14 protein-coding genes are annotated in these 16,499 nt (G+C 38.2%); 2 read left to right on the forward strand and 12 right to left on the reverse strand.

What is annotated here, in order from left to right; translation table 11 throughout:
• Positions 1 to 168 precede the first annotated feature (168 nt).
• The 9 genes from prmA to gpr form a co-directional block, all read right to left on the reverse strand.
• A complete protein-coding gene (prmA, locus tag Q9306_RS01630; protein ID WP_306194591.1) occupies positions 169 to 1,107 on the reverse strand; it encodes a 50S ribosomal protein L11 methyltransferase in 939 nt (312 codons plus the stop codon).
• 28 nt (positions 1,108 to 1,135) lie between these two features.
• Positions 1,136 to 2,239 (reverse strand): molecular chaperone DnaJ, encoded by a 1,104-nt coding sequence (gene dnaJ, locus Q9306_RS01635; RefSeq protein WP_306194593.1) that lies wholly within the window; start codon positions 2,237 to 2,239, stop codon positions 1,136 to 1,138.
• A 215-nt stretch (positions 2,240 to 2,454) separates the two neighbouring features.
• A complete protein-coding gene (gene dnaK, locus Q9306_RS01640; RefSeq protein WP_306194595.1) occupies positions 2,455 to 4,290 on the reverse strand; it encodes a chaperone protein DnaK in 1,836 nt (611 codons plus the stop codon).
• Positions 4,291 to 4,315: 25 nt separating this feature from the next.
• Complete coding sequence (gene grpE, locus Q9306_RS01645; protein WP_306194597.1) at positions 4,316 to 4,882, reverse strand: nucleotide exchange factor GrpE; 567 nt, start codon at positions 4,880 to 4,882, stop codon at positions 4,316 to 4,318.
• A 122-nt stretch (positions 4,883 to 5,004) separates the two neighbouring features.
• On the reverse strand, positions 5,005 to 6,036 hold the full coding sequence (gene hrcA / locus Q9306_RS01650; protein ID WP_306194599.1) for a heat-inducible transcriptional repressor HrcA: 1,032 nt from the start codon (positions 6,034 to 6,036) through the stop codon (positions 5,005 to 5,007).
• Between the two features lie 379 nt (positions 6,037 to 6,415).
• On the reverse strand, positions 6,416 to 7,555 hold the full coding sequence (gene hemW, locus Q9306_RS01655) for a radical SAM family heme chaperone HemW (RefSeq protein ID WP_306194601.1): 1,140 nt from the start codon (positions 7,553 to 7,555) through the stop codon (positions 6,416 to 6,418).
• A gap of 230 nt (positions 7,556 to 7,785) precedes the next feature.
• Entirely contained in the window at positions 7,786 to 9,609 is a 1,824-nt protein-coding gene (gene lepA, locus Q9306_RS01660; protein ID WP_306194603.1) for an elongation factor 4, read from the reverse strand.
• Positions 9,610 to 9,818: 209 nt separating this feature from the next.
• Positions 9,819 to 10,160 carry a DUF3679 domain-containing protein gene (locus tag Q9306_RS01665; protein ID WP_306194605.1) on the reverse strand — a complete coding sequence of 114 codons (342 nt, stop codon included), beginning with the start codon at positions 10,158 to 10,160 and terminating at the stop codon, positions 9,819 to 9,821.
• Between the two features lie 21 nt (positions 10,161 to 10,181).
• Positions 10,182 to 11,285, reverse strand: coding sequence for a GPR endopeptidase (gene gpr, locus Q9306_RS01670; RefSeq protein ID WP_306194607.1), 1,104 nt, complete (start codon positions 11,283 to 11,285; stop codon positions 10,182 to 10,184).
• A 182-nt stretch (positions 11,286 to 11,467) separates the two neighbouring features.
• Between gpr and rpsT the strand changes: the two genes are divergently transcribed.
• The gene (gene rpsT / locus Q9306_RS01675; RefSeq protein ID WP_020062230.1) at positions 11,468 to 11,725 is read left to right on the forward strand and encodes a 30S ribosomal protein S20; all 258 of its coding nucleotides are present in this window, start codon (positions 11,468 to 11,470) and stop codon (positions 11,723 to 11,725) included.
• A gap of 81 nt (positions 11,726 to 11,806) precedes the next feature.
• On the opposite strand, the gene holA is transcribed toward rpsT, so the two are convergent.
• Positions 11,807 to 12,820, reverse strand: coding sequence for a DNA polymerase III subunit delta (gene holA / locus Q9306_RS01680; protein WP_306194610.1), 1,014 nt, complete (start codon positions 12,818 to 12,820; stop codon positions 11,807 to 11,809).
• Between the two features lie 415 nt (positions 12,821 to 13,235).
• Between holA and Q9306_RS01685 the strand changes: the two genes are divergently transcribed.
• Positions 13,236 to 13,370 carry a YqzM family protein gene (locus tag Q9306_RS01685; RefSeq protein WP_306194612.1) on the forward strand — a complete coding sequence of 45 codons (135 nt, stop codon included), beginning with the start codon at positions 13,236 to 13,238 and terminating at the stop codon, positions 13,368 to 13,370.
• Here the strand turns inward: Q9306_RS01685 and Q9306_RS01690 are convergent.
• The gene (locus tag Q9306_RS01690; RefSeq protein ID WP_306194614.1) at positions 13,357 to 15,717 is read right to left on the reverse strand and encodes a DNA internalization-related competence protein ComEC/Rec2; all 2,361 of its coding nucleotides are present in this window, start codon (positions 15,715 to 15,717) and stop codon (positions 13,357 to 13,359) included. The genes Q9306_RS01685 and Q9306_RS01690 overlap by 14 nt on opposite strands.
• Before the next feature lie 16 nt (positions 15,718 to 15,733).
• Positions 15,734 to 16,291 (reverse strand): ComE operon protein 2, encoded by a 558-nt coding sequence (locus Q9306_RS01695; protein ID WP_306194616.1) that lies wholly within the window; start codon positions 16,289 to 16,291, stop codon positions 15,734 to 15,736.
• Positions 16,292 to 16,499 lie beyond the last annotated feature (208 nt).

The raw sequence follows: 16,499 nt of genomic DNA on the forward strand, positions 1-16,499 counted from the left end.
TACGAAAAGAGCCAAACGGTATGATTTGGATGAAACAAACGGTAAGTCCCTCGCCACTTTCAACGAGAGACTTTCCGCTTACCTTCCCCTGAAAACACTTGATTAAAGAAACTTTATCCCGCTATTTGCGGGCAGTAAGCCCCCCGCTGACGGAAGTTTCACTTTATCTTATCCTCTACGCGCAATAATTGCTACCCAATCTTCCATCGTTAACACTTCTTCTACTGTAAAACCAGCATTTACTAACGCGGATGTTACCATTTTTTCTTTTGCAGCAATAATACCAGATGTAATGAACAATCCACCTTGTTTTACAACTTTCGCTGCGTCTTCTGGGAATAGTAAAATAATTTCCGCTAGTAAATTTGCGACAATTAAATCAACAGGCCCTTCAATGCCCTCTAGTAAGCTGTTTTGTCCAACAGTTACAACATGTTCTGTATGATTTAATCGTATATTCATTTCCGCACTTTCTACTGCAACCGGATCTAAATCGTATGCTTGAATAGAAGCAGCACCTAATTTAGCCGCTGCAATACTTAATACACCAGAACCCGTTCCAACGTCAATGACAGTATCTCCTGGCTGGACAGTTTTCTCTAAAGCACGGATGCACATCGTTGTTGTCGGATGCGTTCCGGTACCAAATGCCATTCCTGGATCTAATTCAATAATTTTTTCTTCAGGTGAGGAAGGAGTATACTCTTCCCATGTTGGCACAATTGTAAATGTATCAGAAATTTTCACCGGATGGTAATATTTTTTCCAAGCAGTAGCCCAATCCTCTTCATCTACTTCAGTAACAGATACAGTTGCTGTTCCAATCTCGATTCCATAAGAAGGTAACAGATCAATGGACGATTTTACGTTTGTAATTGTTTCTTGCAGGGCATCATTCTTTGGGAAATACGCTTTTACAAGCACGCCTTCTGCCGGATATTCAGCTGGATTTAATGCATAAATCTCGCCAAATTGTTGTTCACGCTCTTTCGTTAATTCGGCAGGATCTTCAATCGCAACGCCGCTTGCACCTGCTTCGTGTAAAATATGCGAGATTGCTTCTACTGCTTCCTCTGTTGTATGAATACTAATTTCTGACCATTTCACAATTTACCAACTCCATTTTTTATTTCCATTATTCCCCTTTAAAAGCTCGTTTAAGCTTTCCAAATAGGCTATCATCATGATCTTCTTGACCTGTAAATTCTCTTAATAAATCTTTTTGGTGCGATGTTAACTTTGTCGGTGTAACAACACGTACTACTACGTATTGATCACCTTGCCCATATCCGCGTACGTTTGGCGCACCTTTTCCTTTTAAACGGAATTCTGTTCCCGTTTGTGTTCCTGCTGGAATTTTTAACTTCACTTTACCATGCACAGTCGGAACTTCCACCTCATCTCCAAGTGCTACTTGCGCGAATGTTAATGGCATTTCGCAAATAATATCATCACCTTCGCGATGGAAGAATTCATGATCTTTCACACGAACGACTACATATAAGTCTCCTGCCGGGCCGCCATTTATACCAGCTTCCCCTTTACCAGTAACGCGAATTTGTTGACCGTTATCAATACCTGCTGGAATTTTAACATTAATTTTTTTGCGTTTACGTACTTTTCCAGATCCATGACATGTTGTACATTTCTCTTTAATAATTTGACCTGTTCCAGAGCAATGTCTACAAGCTTGACGATTCACAATACGACCAAACGGTGTGTTTTGCTCCACGCTAACTTGACCTGTTCCAGAACAATGTGAACATGTTTCCTTAGAAGTTCCTGGTTTTGCTCCATTACCTTTACATGTATCGCAAGGATCCTCAACTGGAATTTCAACATTCATTTCCTTACCAGAAATTGCTTCTTCAAAACTTAAAGAAACTTGATATTGAAGGTCTGCCCCTTGACGCGGCGCATTTGGATCACGACGTCTACCGCCTCCACCACCAAAGAATGAACTGAAGATGTCTTCAAAGCCAAAGCCACCACCGAAGTCGCCTCCGCCAAAGCCTTGATTTGGATCAGCATGACCAAATTGATCGTACTGCGCACGTTTTGAATCATCACTTAATACTTCGTATGCTTCTTGCACTTCTTTAAATTTTTCAATTGCATTTTCTTCAGTACTTACATCTGGATGATACTTTTTCGCCAAACGACGATATGCTTTTTTAATCTCATCTTTTGAAGCACCCTTGCTAACGCCGAGCACCTCATAGTAATCTCGTTTACTCATAAGTTTGTAACCCCCGAATCCTTTCACATAAACGTAATTTTAACATCGAAAGAAAGTGCTTTGCAACACTGTTTCCTCACTTACAGTATGCAAAAAGATAAACATTGGACTCTCACACAAAAGACCCCATGTATACCCAGCCTTTTCTTCACTCGTGAAAAAAGCCAAAGCCAAGGCACGCTTGACTTTGACTTTTTGTCATCTTACGTATTTGATTATTTATCTTCTTTTACTTCTTCAAACTCAGCATCTACTACATTATCGTTTTTTGCGCCCGCATTGCCTTCTGCGCCTTCTGCTTGCTGTGCTCCTGCAGCAGCTTGAGCTTGTTCATATAATTTTACAGTTAATTGTTGTACGATTTCTTGAAGTGCATCTTTTTTCGCACGGATTTCATCAAGATCATTTTTCTCGATTGCCGCTTGTAATGCATCTTTTGCTTCTGTTGCTTTCGCTACTTCAGCTGCATCTACTTTGCCTTCTAAGTCTTTTACAACTTTATCTGTTTGGAATACAAGTTGATCCGCTTCGTTACGAAGTTCAACTTCTTCTTTACGTTTTTGGTCAGCATCAGCATTTGCTTCCGCTTCTTTTACCATACGATCTACTTCCTCATCAGAAAGACCTGAAGAAGATTGGATTGTAATTGTTTGTTCTTTACTTGTTCCTAAATCTTTCGCACGTACGTTTACGATACCGTTCGCATCAATATCGAATGTTACTTCGATTTGTGGAATGCCGCGTGGTGCTGGCGGGATATCTGTTAATTGGAAGCGACCTAACGTTTTGTTGTCAGCTGACATTGGACGCTCACCTTGTAGTACGTGAATATCTACTGCAGGTTGGTTATCAGCAGCAGTTGAGAATACTTGTGACTTACTTGTTGGAATTGTTGTGTTACGCTCAATTAATTTTGTGAATACGCCACCCATAGTTTCGATACCTAAAGAAAGTGGAGTTACGTCTAATAATAGAACGCCTTTTACATCACCAGTAAGTACACCGCCCTGAACTGCAGCACCTAACGCTACAACTTCATCAGGGTTAACACCTTTATATGGTTCCTTACCAGTTTCACGTTTAATTGCTTCTTGTACAGCTGGGATACGAGTAGAACCACCAACAAGAATAACTTTATCCAATTCACTTGGAGAAAGACCAGCATCTTTTAACGCACGACGAGTTGGTTCTAATGTTCTTTCAACAAGGTTAGCTGAAAGCTCTTCGAATTTCGCTCTTGTTAAAGTTAATTCTAAGTGTAATGGACCAGCAGCTCCAGCACTAATGAATGGTAATGAAATTTGTGTTTGCGTTACACCAGAAAGATCTTTTTTCGCTTTTTCAGCTGCATCTTTCAAACGTTGAAGTGCCATTTTATCTTGGCTTAAATCAATGTTATTTTCTTTTTTGAATTCAGCTACTAAATGATCAATGATCACTTGATCAAAGTCGTCACCACCAAGACGGTTGTCACCAGCTGTTGAAATAACTTCAAATGTTCCATCTGCTAACTCAAGGATAGATACGTCAAACGTACCGCCGCCTAAGTCATATACTAAGATTTTTTGTTCTTCGTCTTGTTTTTCTAAACCGTAAGCAAGCGCAGCTGCTGTTGGTTCGTTAATAATACGTTCTACTTCTAAACCAGCAATGCGGCCTGCATCTTTTGTTGCTTGACGCTCTGCATCGTTGAAGTATGCTGGTACTGTGATAACAGCTTTCGTTACTGTTTCACCTAAGTACGCTTCAGCAGAAGCTTTTAAGTTTTGCAAAATGATTGCAGAAATTTCTTGAGGTGTGTAGTTTTTACCTTCAACTTCTACTTTGTAGTCTGTACCCATATGACGTTTAACAGACATGATTGTATTTGGGTTCGTAATTGCTTGACGCTTCGCTACTTCCCCTACTTGACGCTCTTCATTTTTGAAAGCTACAACAGAAGGAGTTGTACGGTTACCTTCTGGATTTGGAATAACTTTTGGCTCTCCGCCTTCCATAACAGCTACACAAGAGTTTGTTGTACCTAAGTCAATACCGATAATTTTACTCATGACGAAACCTCCTACATTTATGTAATTATTGATTTACTTTTACCATTGATGGTCGAATCACACGATCTTTTAGCTTATAGCCTTTTTGGAATTCTTCCACAACCGCATTTGATTCAAATTCACTGTCTTCTACTTGCATAACAGCTTGATGTTCATGCGGATCAAACTGATTTCCAACAGCTTCAATCGCTTCAACACCTTCTTTTGCTAATGCTTCTTGCAACTGACGATATACCATTTCCATCCCTTGTAATAAGGATTTCATCTGCTCATCATTTGCTTCTACCTGCATCGCTCTTTCAAAGTTATCAAGAGCCGGCAAAATATCTGACACAAGGCTTTGTGATCTATATTTTTCAGCCGCTTGCTTCTCTAGTTGAACGCGGCGCTTATAGTTTTCAAAATCAGCTTGTAGACGAAGCATGCGACCTTCCGTTTCCGTCAATTTCGCTTGTAATTCATCTACTTTTTCTTGTAAAAGAGCAACTCCACTTTTTTCTTCAACAGTTTCTTCGCTATTTTCTGGTGCTACAGCTTCTTCTGTTTGCGCTTCTTTTACTTCTTCTACCACTTGTTCATTACGCTCTTCCACAACTTTCACCTCCTTAAAAAGGCAGGGCAGGCATAAATCAGCACGAACCCAGCTATCTAATTTCTTATATTCAACTACTCACCCGTAACAGGGAAGATCCCCCCACAAATGAAAGTTTCTTATTATTTTGGTTTATACAAACCGTTCAGTCCATCCGTAAATTGTTTTGTAAACAATTGCAACAAACTAATGACACGAGAATATTGCATTCTTGTTGGTCCTAAAATCGCAATTGTTCCAAGCTGCTCATCTCCAATCGAGTATGTCGCAGAAATTAAACTACAATTTTCCATTGCAGCAGAAGAGTTCTCGCGGCCAATTTTCACTTGAATGCCAATTTGTTTACTCTTTAAGATGTCATAAAAGGCATCTTCATTTTCAATCATATTTAATAATAATCGGACCTTTTGAATATCATGAAATTCTGGCTGCGCAAGCATATTTGTTTTCCCACCAAAATACACTTTTTCAGATAATGGAAATTGGAATGTACCATCTAACATCTTCATGACACTATCATAATTATGAACATACTGGCGCAAAACCATTACAATTTCTTTAAAGATTTTATTATGCAGTTCTGACATTGGTACACCAGACAGCTTGTCATTCAAAATGTTAACCATTTTTTCCAAATCTTGCAAATCAACAGATTCCGGAACTGTGATTGTTTTACTTTGCACATGTCCTGTATCAGTTACAATAATTGCAACCGCTGTTTGATGACCAAGCGGAAGAATTTGTACATTTCTCAGCTTATTCGCACTTACTTTTGGCCCAAGAACAATTGCCGTATAATTCGTGATTTCTGATAAAATTTGCGCGGATTGCTGCGCAAGCTTTTCTGCTTCAAAAACCCTTTGAGCAAACAAGTCTTTAATTTGTACAATATCCTCACTGGGCAAATGTTGCGGTGCAAGAAGATGATCTACATAAAAACGATACCCTTTTTCAGAAGGAACGCGCCCTGAAGAACTATGCGTTTTTTCAATAAACCCTAATTCTTCTAAGTCAGCCATTTCATTTCGAATTGTTGCTGAGCTAAATGTAATTTCTTCTTTTTTAGATAATGTTTTTGATCCAACAGGTTGTGCTGATCCGATAAAATCATCAATTATCGTCTGTAAAATTAAGAGCTGACGTTCCGTAAGCATTTCATCATCACCTCTGTTAGCACTCTTATGTTTCGAGTGCTAAATCTATTACTAACTTACCAAAATTGATATTGAATTGTCAACGGAAACGTGATGAGATAAAGTGAAACTTTTAGCAGCACGGTTTTTCGCTGCTAATTAGCCCTGCCAATCGAGCTCTTACAGACGGTTTAATTCTTGATTTTTCGACATATAGATTGCTGCTATGCAGAAAAAAGGAAACTGCACTCGCTTGCTATCTCTGGTTTTAACTGCGCATGTGGCAGAAAAAGGCTCTGACCGGTTCTATGCATGGCCAGATGCTCTCGACCATCTAAAAAGAATGGTTTTATGTCGATTTTTTAATTTGGATTTATATATACCGTCCGTTTGAGCAAAGTTAATCCACTAAAAATGATTGAAAGACTTCATTTCCTAATAACTTCCCTTTTCTTGTTAAACAGACATGATTATTTGTTTCTTGCAGCAATTCATGTTCTTTATTATGACGTAATTGTTTCGCGAAGATGTCATTCATCTCTACACCGAATTTTTTACTAAATTCTACTTTCGAAACACCCGCTGTTTTTCGAAGCCCTAAAAACAACTCTTCTTCCATTTTTTCTTGCGCTGTTACTGTATGAACATCTAAATACGGCAGGCCTGTCTCATCAATCTTCGTAAAATATTGTTTTAGTGGACCTACATTTTGAATTCGCTCGCCATTTACGTAACTATGAGCGCCAGCTCCGAAACCATAGTACTCTTCATTATTCCAATAAGTGAGGTTATGTCTACTTTCATAACCCCCTTTTGAAAAATTACTAATTTCATACTGCTGATAACCGTGCTTTTCCATCTCATCCATCACAATTTCATACATTTTAGCTTCACTATCTTCACCTGGGAGTCTCAGCTTTCCTTTATTCATTAAATTATAAAAGACTGTTTTTGGTTCAACAATTAAAGAATACGCAGAAAAATGTTGAACCCCAAGAGTAAATGCAATCTCTAACGTTTCTTTCACATCTTCTATCGTTTGACCCGGCAGTGCATAAATTAAATCGACATTAATATTTGTAAAACCAACTTCCTTCGCCTCACGAATCGCTATAAACGCATCTTCCCTCGTATGCTGGCGTCCAATTTTTTTCAGTAATTCATCTCGAAACGTTTGCACACCAAAACTAATCCGATTTACGCCGCCTTCTAGTAAAAGATTTAATTTCTCTTTTGGTAGATCTCCTGGATTCGCTTCAAAAGTTAGTTCACAATTTGGCGCAAACGGACGTAGACGCCGATTAATAATATCTAGCAATTGCTTTGTTTGTTCCATATTTAGCGATGTTGGCGTTCCTCCACCAACGAAAATCGTTTTCATTTCTTTAAAAGGTGTTTTATTGATTGTATTCACAATTTCTTTCTCTAAATATTGCAAGTATTGTTCAACTGGCTGACGTTCAATAAACACTTTATTAAAATCACAATAGTGACAAATATGCTGACAAAACGGAATATGAATATATGCAGCTTGTATCAAATTCTGTTCCTACCTTTCTAAAAAGAAAACCTCCGCACTTCGGAGGTTTATTTACTTCTGTAATCCTATGCGAACTTTCTCCATTGACATTCTTCCCCTTACAATCAAAAGCATCACCACTATTGTATAGGAGAGATACATAGATGTCTAAATATTAACCCAAACTTTACATGTTTTGATTTCTGCCCTCTAATAAAAAAGAAGCCGTTTGTACGGCTTCTTTTTTATTATTAGTTATCATCCATTTTCAGTACAGCCATGAATGCTTCTTGCGGTACTTCTACAGAACCAACAGATTTCATGCGCTTCTTACCTTCTTTTTGTTTTTCAAGAAGTTTACGTTTACGAGAAATGTCACCGCCGTAACATTTTGCTAATACGTTTTTACGCATCGCTTTAATTGTAGAACGCGCCACAACTTTATTTCCGATTGTCGCTTGTATAGGCACTTCAAACTGTTGTCTTGGAATTAACTCTTTTAATTTTTCTACAATTACTTTTCCACGATCATACGCTGAATCACGATGCACAATAAAGGATAACGCATCGACTTGCTCAGCATTTAATAAAATATCCATCTTCACAAGCTTAGATGGTTTATAGCCAATTAGCTCGTAATCAAAAGATGCATATCCTTTTGTATTTGACTTTAATTGATCGAAGAAGTCATATACGATTTCAGAAAGTGGGATTTCGTATGTCAACGTAACACGTGTTTCATCTAAATATTGCATATCAATAAATGTACCACGTTTTCCTTGGCAAATTTCCATAACTGCGCCAACATAATCGTTTGGAACCATAATAGATGCTTTTACATAAGGTTCTTCCACACGATCAATAGATTGTGGATCCGGCATGTTAGATGGGTTATCAACCGTCATGTCTTCACCATTTGTTAAATATACTTTATAAATAACACTTGGTGCTGTTGTAATTAAATCAATTTTAAATTCGCGCTCAATACGTTCTTGAATGATTTCCATATGAAGTAAGCCTAAGAATCCACAGCGGAAACCAAATCCAAGTGCTTGAGACGTTTCTGGTTCAAATTCAAGAGCAGAATCATTTAATTCTAGTTTTTCTAATGCATCACGTAAATCATTATAACGTGCAGAATCGATTGGATATAAACCACAGAATACCATTGGATTTAATTTACGATACCCTGGTAAAGCCTCTGCTGCTGGGCGTTTTGCATGTGTAATCGTATCACCTACACGCGTGTCGCCAACATTTTTAATAGATGCTGCCAAGAATCCTACATCACCTACTGTTAACTCTTGACGTTGCGTTGTTTTCGGTGTAAATACACCAACTTCTGTTACTTCAAACTCTTTACCCGTTGCCATCATACGTACTTTATCGCCAACTTTTACTGTACCGTTTACGACACGAATATATGCGATTACACCACGGTACGGATCATATAAAGAATCGAAGATCATACATTGTAACGGTTCTTCCGAATCACCTGCTGGAGCTGGTACTTTCTCAACGATTTGTTCTAAAATCTCTTCAATACCAATGCCTGCTTTTGCAGAAGCAAGAACAGCTTCAGATGCATCTAATCCAATTACATCTTCTACCTCTTGGCGAACACGCTCTGGATCAGCACTTGGCAAATCAATTTTGTTAATAACCGGTAAAATCTCTAAGTTATTATCAAGTGCTAAATATACGTTTGCTAATGTTTGCGCTTCAATCCCTTGCGCCGCATCTACAACAAGTATCGCACCTTCACAAGCCGCTAAACTACGAGATACTTCATACGTAAAATCGACGTGTCCTGGTGTATCAATTAAGTGAAGAATATATTCTTCTCCATCTTTCGCTTTATACGTTAATTGTACTGCATTTAATTTAATTGTAATCCCGCGCTCACGCTCTAAATCCATGGAGTCAAGCAACTGTGCTTTCATCTCGCGTTGTGTTAACGCATTTGTTTTCTCCAAAATACGGTCTGCCAACGTTGACTTCCCGTGATCAATGTGAGCAATAATGGAAAAGTTACGAATTTTAGACTGCCTTTTTGCTCTTTCTTCTTTGTTCATCTATTTATCACTCCTATTAATCTCGCCAATATACACTAGCACTGATTATATCAATACAAGGAAAAAGATTCAATGAAAACTGGTGTTACGTTATAAGCAAGTGCTCTTACTTTTATCATATGCAATTCGTAAACAATAGACAAACCTTTCCTAAAATACAATAAGCTATCCTACTCGTACGTAGGATAGCTCTTTTTTTACACTTTAAATTAATGAAATGCACCTTTTATTTTATCAACAATGGTATATGTTATACTGCGAGTGACATTTTGCACCAAAGAAGTCAATCCTTTTCCCATACTCTCAAACATATTAAAACTTTTTAATTCTTCTAGTTGTTTTTGTTTTTCTTCAACGGAAAATGTATTTCCAATAATTGTTTTTTCTATATCTCCGTAGTTTGTTCCTGTTATGTGAGCAATTTGCTCATATGTCGGATCGTTATAGCCTTTCATTCGTTTCAATCCGCTATTGGCAACTTGTATACCCGCTAACGTTATAAGAAATGCACTAACAACGACAATGATGCATTTGCGTGTAAACTGCTCCACTTCTTATTTCTCCTTTTCCAATCAATGTGTATATGCCCCTGTGTTGTCTTGATCAACTTGGTGATGAAGAGCTGCGTTCAAACCACTCGCAATTAGATTCGCCATATCTTCAATAAAGGCATCCACTTCTTTAGGTGTTACCATTAAATTATGTCCTAGCGGTGCTAGCACTTCATAAATTAGCTTTCTCTTCTCTTCTTCTTCTAGCGTACCAACAACTCCTAGAAACATATTGCGGCTTTTTTCATCCGGCATATCTTCTTCTGTTAACTTCTTCTTCTCTCCAAATGTAAAACCGGCTGGAAGTAAAGAACGAGATGGTTTTCCTCCCTCACGCATCTCACGTCCAAAATGCTTTAAAATAAAATCAATTGTGTCACTTGTAATTGAAACTGCATCTACAACGGTCGGAACGCCGATTGCAATCACTGGTATACCTAGCGTATCTTTACTCAATTCTTTTCGCTTATTCCCAACACCAGAACCTGGGTGAATACCAGTATCCGAAATTTGGATGGTACTATTAACCCGTTCAATAGAGCGGGCAGCGAGGGCATCAATCGCAATTACAAAGTCTGGTTTCGTTTTTTCAATGACACCATAGATCATATCGCTCGTTTCAATACCTGTAATTCCCATAACCCCCGGTCTAATTGCACTGACAGGCCGAAACCCTTCCTCAACACTTTCCGGCTGCAGCTTAAACAAATGGCGTGTAACAAGGACATTCTCTACAACAATTGGCCCTAAGGCATCCGGCGTTACATTCCAATTACCAAGACCAACAATTAAGCAGCTCGCTTCTTCACTTATGCCAATCTCTTCTAGAAAGTGCGAAAATTCCTTTGCAAAAATCCCTTCTACTTTTTGTTGCAACGCTGTATCTTGCTGACGAATTCCTTGTACCTCTAAAGTTAAATAATTTCCTGGTTTCTTTCCCATCGCTGGAGCGGCACTTTCATCAATCGTCACCTTTGTAATTGTAATCCCTTCTTCTTCGCGCTCTTTTACAATTACACCTTGAATCGCCGTTTTTTCTTCTTGCTTCTCTTGCAGCATTTGGTGAGCTTCTAATGCAAGATCTGTTCGAATCCCGTATTTACTTAAATCAAGCGGTTCGCTCATACAATCTCCTCCACTATTTATAATCAATATTCATTAGAATTCCCCAATTTATTTTCAGACATTCTTTTCCTATATTGAAATTTCATCGTTCTCACTATTGCAATTCTCTTCTTCGTTTGATAGAATATCACTTGTTCTATGTAAGAATCGAGTCACTCGATTGCACCAGGGAGGTGAAAGATATGGCAAACATTAAATCTGCTATCAAACGCGCTAAACTTAGCGAAGAGCGTCGTGCACATAACGCTTCTATCAAGTCTGACATGCGTACAGCTGTTAAAACTGTAGAAGCTTTAGTTAACAATAACGATCTTGAAACAGCAAAAGAAGCATACAAAGTAGCTTCTAAAAAACTTGACAAAGCAGCTCGTAAAGGTCTTATCCACCAAAACGTTGCATCTCGTCAAAAATCTCGCTTAGCGAAACAAGTAAACGCGTAAGGCGTTTAAAAACGATCCGTATGGATCGTTTTTTATTTACAAAAAAATGTTCATGCAGTTGTCTGCATGAACATTTTTCCACTATCCTATATGATTTAAACGCATGAGAAAAAATTCTAGTACAAGGCGTTTATCCATTCTTCCTGTCTTCATATTATAATCTGCCTCAGCAAGTTCGTTAATCACTCGTTTTAACGCTTCAAACGAGAAGAAATTCGTTTGATTCATAGCGAGCTTCACACGATACGGATGTACACCGATGTGCGAAGCAATTTGATTTTGTCCATACCCACGCTGCTGAAGTTCTTTCACTTGATATAATAAACGAAATTGACTCACAAGAAGCGCAAGCAATTTTATCGGCTCTTCTTGTTGTATAAATAACCCTTCTAAAATACGCATCGCACCTGCAATATCTTTTTTCACTACCTTTTCTGTTAAAGAAAATACATTTTGTTCAACAGACTTTGGAACGAGTTCTGCGACAAGCTTTGCCGTAATTTCACCGCCTGCTCCCACATATAATGTCAGTTTATCCATTTCCTTAGCAAGCATCGTTACATTACTTCCAACAAGCTCTAACAACAAACTAACTGCCGCTTCTTCTATTTGAATATGCATTTCTTCCGTGCGACTTATAATCCATTTCCGTACATCTTGCACTTGCATAGCATTTGCTTCTACTACATCCGCTGTTTTTTTAAAAAGCTTCGTAACTTTTTTACGCTCGTCCAATTTTTCAAACGGAGCAATAAACACAAGGATAGAAAATGGTGAAGGTTCCGCAATATATTCCTCTAGCACTTTGACGTTTTGCTCAATTTTTGCTTTTTGCGATGTTAAAAACAATGGTGATTTTACAACGATAATTTTACGTTCTCCAAAAAAAGGAAGAGTCCTTGCATCCTCAACAACTTCCTCTATATATGATTCTTCCAGGTCATACGTAACAACATTAAACTCACGATCCTCTTCAACTAACGCTTCTGATGTCAAAAGTCGAAGTGTTTCATTTATAAAATACGCCTCTGTTCCATATAACAAGTATAACGAAGAAAATTGCTTTTTCTTTATTTTTTTATGTATATCACTCATGTAAATTCCTACTCCCTAACACTTTATATACTTATAGTAATGTGACAACTGCTGTTTTACAAGTCCAAAGGAACAGGCAGCTACCCGTTCCTTGATCTATATAAAACGTTACAAAATAAGCCCCGGGAATCTTATTTCGTAACGGTGACCACCTTGATTTTATTATTTGCATCCACCTTGCGAGCTATGAATGACAACTGTTAGCACACTTGGAAAAGCATTGAATCACTCGAGCTTTAAACGGCAGTTATCCCACCGCTCAAAATTTTGAAAAGAGACTTTACCAACCGTTAAAACGGGGTGTTTTGAATTTTTTGTTAATATTAAAGTTATGGGCCACGCATAACATGATAAATTGTAGATTTTTTTCTGACAATATTTTATACTAAGGTGGAATGTTGGGAGGGATTCAAAGATGAATGAATTTGAAAAAAACGTTCAAAGTAAGCGTAATGATGCTGTCGATTCAGGAGTAGGCTTTATCGTTTCATTCGGATTTTTCACCACTTTATTTATCATCGCAACAGTCATTAAATTTATCGGTTCTTAAAGGCTGCATGTGGCAGTCTTCTTTTTTTCTGTATTTCATCATATGTTAACTTGCTGTGAAAGGTTCCCGTCTCTCCTCGGAAAACGTAAGAAATTGCCCCTTGCTCATCTGTTCTCCACACCTCAATTCCACGCTCTTTTAAACGCTCTAACACTTCAATATGCGGATGTCCATAACGATTGTGCTCTCCAACAGAAATAATAGCTTTTTTCGGCTGAACAGCATCTAAAAACTGCCCTGAAGATGACGTTCTACTTCCATGATGTCCAACCTTTAAAACGTCTGCATGGAGCTCTGGATACCATTGTATGAAGCGCTTCTCACCCACTTCTTCTAAATCACCCGTAAACAACCATGTTAATCCCCCTATTTTTGTCCAAAGTACAATAGATTGATTATTATCTTCTTTTTCCTCCCCTTCTGGTGATAATACTGAAAACTCCGTCTCTCCAGCCTTCCAACTATCTCCTTTTTCTACAATTCGAACGGACACATTCTTTTGCGCAGCAAGCTGCTGTATTTGTTGCTCAGGCAAGGAGAATTTTATCTTCTTTCCTAAAACAACTTCTTTCACCGCAATAGATTGCATTACCTCTTGCGCTGCTCCCATGTGATCCATATCTCCATGTGTCACAATTAATTTATCAATCACCCGTACACCCTCTTTTTGTAAAAAAGGAACGAGAATATCATGCCCAACAGAAAATTCATGTTTTTTCTGCTGCCATTTTTCTTTCTTTACCGGAAGTGTTCCGCCAGTATCAATTAAATACGTCCCTTGATTGTATGGAAGGCGAATCAAAATGGCGTCCCCTTGTCCGACGTCAATATAAGTAACACTCCCGGTTGCATTTACATACGGAAATGCATAGTGACATGTACTAAGGAGGAAAAAAATCGTTAGAAACAACAGGCGATATTTTCTCCATATAAGCCCTTCCCATGATAAAAGAACAGTTACAATACTTATACAATATAAAACGACGAGAAATGGCTGAGTTTGTCCAAAGGTAAGACGTACAAACGGTAAAGCTTCGCACATTTGAAGTATCACATTCGAAACATGTATACATAGGGACAACAGATCCGCTAACCATTGAGACACAATGGGAAGACATATAAGACATACAAGAATGACTATACACACCGGTAAAACCAGTAAAGATAAAAACGGGACATAAATCATATTAAGAAGGATGCTGTAAGGAGAAAGAGAGCCGAAGTGATACAGCAAAATAGGTGTACTTGTTAATTGAGAAATAACGGAAAGGTATATAGAGTTTTTCACTATACCATTTTCATTCACTAACAGACGTGATGAAGATAATAAAAGAGAAAAACTTCCAACAAATGAAAACTGAAACCCAATGTCAAACAATACATACGGATCATAAAAAAGCATAATTATTAATGTCATACTTAAAGCATCCATCCCAGACACTCGCACCGCTCGCGTAAGAGCTCCGAACACAATAACAGCTGCTATAGATGCCCGAACAACAGATGGTGAAGCCCCTGCACAAAACATATATAACGGAATACAAACAAGCAGAAGCATCGTTGTGCTTTCACGCGTCATACCAATTCGAAGTGATACAAAATAACATATTGCAGTTAACAAAACAATGTGCGATCCCGATATTGCTAATAAATGAACAAGTCCAAACTGTTGATACTGTTCTTCTACTTCAAACGTCATATATTGACGATCACCAAACAATAAAGCGTTCATAAAAGCTGCTGACTGCCCCGAAAAAGTCTCTCCTATATAAGAAACAGCTGCTTGTCGCATCGAAAATAACCAATGAACAAACGACATATCTTTTTGGACACAATTCGAAAGCGATTCCACTTCAAAAAGGGCATGAATATGCTGTTTATATAAATAATCCTTATAATCAAACGCATAAAAATTACGAGGTGATGGTGGTTCTTTCAACGTACCAGTAAACGTACACACCATACCAGGTGTTAACTGCTTCAATTTTTCTTTTAATTCACGAGAAGGGATTTTGTAAAACAACTGAACTGTTTTATCATTGTTCATTCGCAACTGGAAAGAAAGACGATTTCCATTTATAATCGGCGTACTTTGAATTGTACCTATTACGTCTGTTTCCCCAAAAGAAAGCATCGAATCATTTTGCGCATCTACATAGGTTGCATATACATAGGTAAGACCAAACGCGAGGATTATCAAGGAGAGTATCGGAAGAGAGGTACGTGAAAAACAAACTACACAATAACAACCAAAGATAAGAAAAGGAACAATAGAAAAAGAGGAATAAGCAGTTGCAATCCCAAAGATAACTGAGATTGCAACGCAAATCCATTGCCCGCATAGCACGTACTCACCTCACGGTTTATACCATATTTTTTGCCTGCTGTAATACTTGTTGCAACTGTTCTAACGTCATTTCGTCCATTTGTACCGAAGACAAAAACTGTTTTAACTCCTGCATTTTCTGTTGTTCTTCCAATGTTGTTACGTCAAATGCAAGAGGAACATGTTTTATTCTTACATTTGCTTGTTCAAATAACTCAAGTGCATACGGATGATTTTTATAATCCTGTGCGTAATACACTGCTGTAATACCACTTTGAATAATCGCTTTACAGCAATGCAAACATGGAAAATGGGTAACATAAATTTCAGCTCCATCTGTTTTCGCACCAAATTTCGCACATTGCAACAACGCATTCATTTCGGCATGAATTGTACGAACACAATGATTATCAATCACATAGCAGCCTTCATCTATACAATGCACACCGCCAGCAATCGACCCATTATAACCACCAGCAATAATCCGTTTATCACGCACAATTGTCGCGCCAACGGCAAGCCTTGTACACGTACTGCGCAGCGATAATAAATGACTTTGTGTCATAAAATATTGATCCCAAGAAACTCGTTCCATTATCTTCACCTACTTTTGAAATCTGCTTATCCCGCTATTCGCGGGCAGTAATACTCACACCTCAAAATTCGGCAAAAGCATTGTCCAGCTTCAGTGGCTAGAATGTTCGGTGGCTTCGCTTCTTCCTACGAGGTAAAAAACACCTCTACGTCAGAAGCTCCATCCCCCTCACATTCTGAACGAGCCACTTCCGCATTTCTTTGTTGTC

Source organism: Bacillus multifaciens (assembly GCF_030756675.1).
GTDB lineage: Bacteria > Bacillota > Bacilli > Bacillales > Bacillaceae_G > Bacillus_A > Bacillus_A multifaciens.